At 45.9% G+C, this 6291-nt stretch carries 4 protein-coding genes; 3 read left to right on the forward strand and 1 reads right to left on the reverse strand.

The features are described from left to right. The first annotated feature begins 56 nt into the window (after nucleotides 1-56). The 3 genes from GX089_04270 (at nucleotide 57) to GX089_04280 (ending at nucleotide 5045) form a co-directional block, all read left to right on the forward strand. Nucleotides 57-3422 carry a hypothetical protein gene (locus GX089_04270; protein NLP01689.1) on the forward strand — a complete coding sequence of 1122 codons (3366 nt, stop codon included), beginning with the start codon at nucleotides 57-59 and terminating at the stop codon, nucleotides 3420-3422. A 127-nt stretch (nucleotides 3423-3549) separates the two neighbouring features. Continuing rightward, nucleotides 3550-4254: a hypothetical protein gene (locus GX089_04275; GenBank protein ID NLP01690.1), complete on the forward strand. Its 705-nt coding sequence runs from the start codon at nucleotides 3550-3552 to the stop codon at nucleotides 4252-4254. A 32-nt stretch (nucleotides 4255-4286) separates the two neighbouring features. Continuing rightward, entirely contained in the window at nucleotides 4287-5045 is a 759-nt protein-coding gene (locus GX089_04280; protein NLP01691.1) for a hypothetical protein, read from the forward strand. Between the two features lie 407 nt (nucleotides 5046-5452). Here GX089_04280 and GX089_04285 read toward each other — a convergent pair. Then, a partial coding sequence (locus tag GX089_04285) for an excinuclease ABC subunit C (protein NLP01692.1) occupies nucleotides 5453-6291 on the reverse strand: 839 nt, incomplete at its 5' end.

Below are 6291 nucleotides of genomic sequence, written 5' to 3' on the forward strand. Positions count from 1 at the left end.
AAGTAGTATATTTTTCCTGTGATCCCTTCAATTCGAGTTTAAATCGGTTTTACAGGATGGCACTTATCCGGAATCTAATCTTCGTCTCCCTCTTTTTGTACCTTTTTACATCGCTGCTCTCTGCGGAATCAGTTGATACTGTTATCTATTCTGATGGAGGGCCGGGGCCGTATCGCATTAGTGAAGGGATGCTGGATCAGAGAACCATTTCTGTATCGTTTGATAAGGATAGTGCTGTTATCCCCCCCTGGGTTTTTATCCCCGGCCGTAACTCTCTTCTTTTCTCAGAAACTATCGACAGTGGTGTTCCTATCCGGGTCCGTTTCCAGACTGCTTTCTATGGTATCACTCAGAGTTTCTCTCTCTTTCCTAAAACCTACTCAAAAGCAGGTACCCTCTATGACACCTCCACTGGAGTCGTTGCTACTGCTTACAGGGAAAGTGAGAATCTCACTGTGTCGGGTTACAAGAGTATCGGTGTTGCGATAGGCAGCTTTGGGGAACTTAATCTGGAGCAGGGTCTTGACGTGAGAATAGGGGGGCAGATCCGTCCTGGTACTGAAATCAATGCTCATCTGAGTGATCAGGGAACATCTCTTGATGGAGCCACACGGGAGATAAGTGAATTTGACATGATCTATGTCGCACTGACCGATCCAAAATTCGGTGCCGTTGCAGGCGATCAATATATAAACTGGCTTCCCGCAGGGATTTTCAAGGAACAGAAAAAAATAAAAGGCCTCTCAGCCTCCTTTCATCCAAAAGCTTTTTCAGTGAATGCTTTTGGGGCTCTTTCCGGGGGAATGCATACAAGTGAAACATGGCATGGTCAAAACGGAGTTCAGGGACCATATACTCTCTCCGGAAAAGGTGAACCGGGTTTTATTACTCCTATTGGTGGAACTGTGAAGGTAGTTCTGAACGGAAAAATTCTCATCGAGGGCGAGGACAAGGATTTTACAGTTGATTATGACCTTGGTTCAATCACATTCAATCCCCGTGTACTCATAAAAGACAATGACATTATCAGGGTGGAATATGAGTACAAGTTATTTGATTATCAGAGGACAATTGTAGGGGCATCGGCGGGTTTTTCCGCGCCTGATTCCATATTTACTGTAAAAGGAGCACTCTGGTCTGAAGCTGACAACCGCAATCATCCCATCGACCTCTCGCTTTCTGCTGCTGATATGAAAGCACTGAGAGAAGCAGGTGATAGTCCTCCGATGGCATCTTCTCACAGACCGGTACACCGCAACGATGTGCCATCCGATGATGCACTGTATCCACTTTACAAAATCCAGGATGGACATTTCGTGCATAGGCGATACAACCCTTCAAAACCTGACAGTGTGGACGGGTTCTACTATGTATGGTTTAAGCATGTAGGTGATGGTAATGGAGATTATGTAAGAACAGATTCCTTAATTCACAGGGAATTTGTTTATAAATATGCCGGTGAGGGGATGGGTGACTATTCTCCGTTATCGGAACTGCCTCCTCCCCGCAGGTTCACAAAAGGAGAACTGATAGCAGATGTTAATCTTGAGTTCCTGAAAGCCAGGATAAATGCTGCAGGACAGGAAGCTGATCAGAATCTGTTTTCATCTATTGATGACGATGACAATCTTGGCTCGTCAGTCGTGTTATCGTTTGTCGCAGGTTCGGATCAGATCCGAAAAAGGGGTGTTTGGCTTTCCGGGGATTACCTTTACAGTTCAAAACAATTCGGTAATGAACTTCAGGAGACATTTGACAGGTACAGAAAGTGGAACGACAGATCACTTATCCAGAACTCAGGTTCCCGCCAGATCTGGGAAAGTGCAGTAGGTGTCACTCCTTTTCCAGGGTTTTCAACCTGTTTTGGTTATGGTCAGAACCGTTTTGATTCAGATCTGATGACAGATAAATTTTACGGCAATTCAAAATGGCTTCCCGCAGACTGGCTGTCACTTGACTATAATGGATCGTTTTTCCGCCACAACGGTACATCCTCAGGAGAACTTGGTCGTCTGGAAAATGCAGGTGTCAATTTGATGTTTGATAATATTAATGTTGGAACCTTTTTCAGAGACGAATGGAAGCCGGACTCTTCAGCACCGGGAACAGGATTGATAGAAGGAACGCTGCGTTTCGGGTATGAACCATGGAAATTGCAGGAGTCAATAACATTTACCAGTTTCCGCGCGGGAAAGGGATTCTTGACTTCAAGCGACACCGGCTACTCTATTCTATGGGAGCAGTCAGTTAATCACAGGATTCTTCCAGGATGGCAGGTGGCCGCTTCAGGAAATTACCAGCGTAATGTAAATAACGGTGCTGGTTCTCTGTCAACATTTCTGGCTGAGTTTTCCAGCAGCATAGAACCTGCAGCATCCGGTTTTTCATCACATCTGCGTTATCGAACCAACTCGGAAAAATCCTCAGTGTTTATTCAGGTGCCAGTCTTTGCAGGCAAGGGACTTGGAACGCACATTTATGATGATTCATTAAAAGAGTACGTTCCGCATACACCGGGTGATTGGTTCATGCAGCAACGCGAAATCTATGATAAGACTGCAAGTACCCGCATTAGAAAAACAGTAATGGAAATTGATTGGCAATACAGACCCCTGAAACAAATAAAAGGTATTCTCAATGATCTGACATGGCAAGGTACACTGCTTTCAGAAGAGCATGTCGAAGCCGGACTCAAAACAGTCTCGTCATGGATACCGGGAATCAATTCTTTAAATGAGCATTTTCGTGACAAAGGACATTCTTCCTCCTCTTATGCAGATATTTCCTACAGACAGGAAGCACAGTGGGTTCCACAGGGCAGGGAAGATTTACGTGGTGATATATTTGTGACACCATCTTTCCGTAAGATAAGATCTTACCGGGAGCCCGGGATACAATCAGGGTTTAATCTGGAGCTGAAGCGGGGAAGGTGGACATTTCGTGATGAAACAAAACATCTTTACTTTTTCAGGGATGATTCCCTGGAAAGTGATTTCTATGTCAGGGATCTTAACACCGAGCTGACGCAGTCCTTCAGGATCGGGGATGCATTTGATATTTATCTCAAAGAGTGTGCGGGGTGGGCACGCAAGGATAACCGATCAACTCTGCGCCGTAAAGTTAGTGTTGACAGTTGTGTATATTTACAGATAAATCCAGGTCTGTCCTGGGCCGCATTTGATAAGGGATGGCTCGAGGCTTCGTACGCATTGTCTATTGTAAATATACCGGGAGAACTGGATTATCGTATCGCACGCGGGTTTGGCTCCGGTCTCTCACAGGTCTTCTCTGTTGCGTCGGAAATCCAGATAGGAAAGCATTTTTCCGTAAACGGATCCTACCGGGCTGAGTTACGGCGAGTTGATATGGAAAACCTTCCCGGCCTGCACACGCTCTCTCTGCAGATCAAAGCATTTCTTTAAACCTCAGTAATGATGGCCATAGCAGTTATGCTCCGGCCTTGACGTAAAAACTGAGCTGTTTCTTCATGCTCACGAATCTATATAAATGAAGGATGTCAGAGTCAGGCTTTTTGCTCTAGGAGGTTTTATGAATAAACTGTATTTTCTCTCTGCTGCTTTACTGCTTCCGGTAGTTCTTTTTGCTGATGTCAATGTTAGTGTGAGGATCGGGGATGGACATGATCATTGCGAACAGATAGAATACAGAGATGATGGTGATCCATGGTTTGAAAGCTGTGAAAGCAGTTGGCCGCATCGGGTAAGCATAGAATACCAGTGGTCATTTCATGGACCCAGACATGTTCTTCGGTATCGTCAGGTTTCTTTCCATCTTTTGACAGGAGCATGGGTTTTTGGGCCATGGATGATAAAGGCTGATTACTGTCATCCCTCCTGTGCAGTCCATCATCATCATGTTTACTTTCCGCACCGCCCTGATCCTGACTGGTGCAGGGTATACGATCACAAGGCCCATGTGCATTATTATGAATTCAGAAAACGTGATCATCACAACTACCATCACGTCAAGATACACAGACATGAGTACCGCCCTGCTATAAAAGTAACTAAAAAAGTGTATGAAGAAAGGAAAGCTCCTTTGAAGGAAAAGCATTCTTCTCATCAGGTCAAACCGGAAAAGCAGATCCAGAAAAAGCATCCGGTCCCGGATAGATCCAGAAGCAGAAGCCCGGAACACAAGGTTCATAATGAGAATAAAAGATTTGATTCCGGTCCGAAAAAACAATCTCAGAGCAATCCGGATAAAATTGTGCGCATTTCCGGCAGAAGGTAGGCAGGGTTCACTGTTTTCAAGTGAGGTAGTTTATGGGTACGATAAAATATCTGGTTACAGCGGCAGTATTGTTGATGATAATAAATGGATGTACAGTGATCATGGGACCTGAACCATACATTGAGGGTCACTATAGTGAAACAGACTGTTACTATGTTGACTCATATGTCAGCATACCCTATGAGATCAGGCAAGTGATCGCTGATTATACTGTGGGGTACAGCATGCCGCCGATTGACAGGTATGGGCCGGAGATATATCCGTTTGAAAGCTCCTATAATTCCGAAAACCTGCCTTCCTATGTTTGCGCTGATTTTAACGGTGATGGCTGGAAAGACTATGCCTGCATGTTCTCGAAGATCCACTGGTCCGGAGGATCGTGGTACCTCAAAACAAAACTGCTGGTGGTTGTGAGTACTTACCATGGATTCAGATTATCCACGGAATATGTTTTGGGAACAGTAAAAGGATCGGCTAATACACCGGTCAAGGAATACTGGGGAATACGGCTGCTTGAGAGAGGAACTCATGTATTGAGGGTTTCCAAATCCGGACGTATAGAGGAAACCAGGGTGGAACTTGCCAATGATGGAATATATCTGGGGAGCGTGGAGCCGGAAGAGAGATCAATACTCTACGTAACTGGTACGGAACTGAACGAATACTATCTGGATCTTGGTGCTGTTCCTAAAAGAAGGGCTTTGACTGCTCAGGATCGGGAGGACCTCCTGATCGATCTGACCAATCGGGATTTTGCTTCACCTTCAGATCAGGCTAACGGAAGCAAATAAATGATCTTTTGGGAGCAGGCCGAGTGCTGTGAATAGTCCTTCCAAATCTGCAGGCCCCCTTCGGGCCATCATTTTTTGGAACTGTCTTCAGACCAGGATGTTAAAAATAAAAAAGACAGTCCGTCCCCTGAGCTGCGATCCCGCTAAAAGCAAAAAAGTAGTCCGTCCCCAGGCCACTGAAAAAGTGATCCTTCGTTAGCAGACCGGGTGCTGTTAATAGTTCTTCCAAATCTGCAGGCCCCCTTTGGGCTATCATTTTTGGGAACTGTCTTCAGACCAGGATGTTAAAAATCAAAAAGACAGTCCGTCCCTGACCACCTGGATCGGACGTTAAAAATAAAAAGACAGTCCGTCCCCAGACGCTCGTGCGTTCGTAATGTCGTGTTGTCGTACTGTCGTCCCATCCATCACCCTCTCCTCAGCCTCTCGACCAGACCCTCTGCCCTCTCCCTTGATATCCCAACCTCCCTGGATATCTCTTCCACATCCGCCCCCATGATCCGCTTTATCGACCCGAACCTCTTCAGCAACTGAGCCGCCCTTTTCTTCCCAATCCCCTGCAGATCCTCAAGACGTGATCGTTTATACTGTTTACCACGAAGCTTGCGATGGTAAGTAACAGCATATCTGTGCACTTCATCCCTGATCCTCTCAACGAGGCGTCTGGCAGGATGGTTGGCGGGAAGGCTGACCGGTTCTTCAGTATAGGGAGAAAAAAGTATTTCCTCTTTTTTGGCAAGTGATACCACAAGCGGTGGATTCTCAAACAGTTGCAAGGCTTTGATCGCAGCGTTGAGCTGTCCCTTTCCTCCATCGATCAATAAGAGATCGGGAAACGGCTTGCCTTCATCCCTGAGCCGGCTGATTCTCCTGTTTACAACCTCCATCATCATCGCAAAATCATTTTGCCCATCGACACTTTTAATTTTGTACCTTCGGTAACCTGACTTGTTTGATACACCCTCTTTGAACTGAACCATCCCTGCAACAGTAAAGCTCTCACCAAGGTTGGAGATATCGAAAGCCTCTATAGTTTCAGGAAGTCTGGGGAGATTGAGGACTTTCTGCAGGTCTCGGAGATCTTCCATTGCAGAAGGGGGAATCTTCTGTGCCATGTACAAACGGGCGTTTTTCTCTGCCATCGTGACCAGAAGCCTCTTGTGGCCCTTTTGAGGAGTCGAAATTTTGATTCTGGAGGAGAACTGAGTGTTAAGCCACTGCTGAAGCACTTCAGTATTGAACCCGG

Origin of the sequence: Fibrobacter sp. (genome assembly GCA_012523595.1) — a bacterium.
Classification (GTDB): Bacteria; Fibrobacterota; Chitinivibrionia; order Chitinivibrionales; family Chitinispirillaceae; genus JAAYIG01.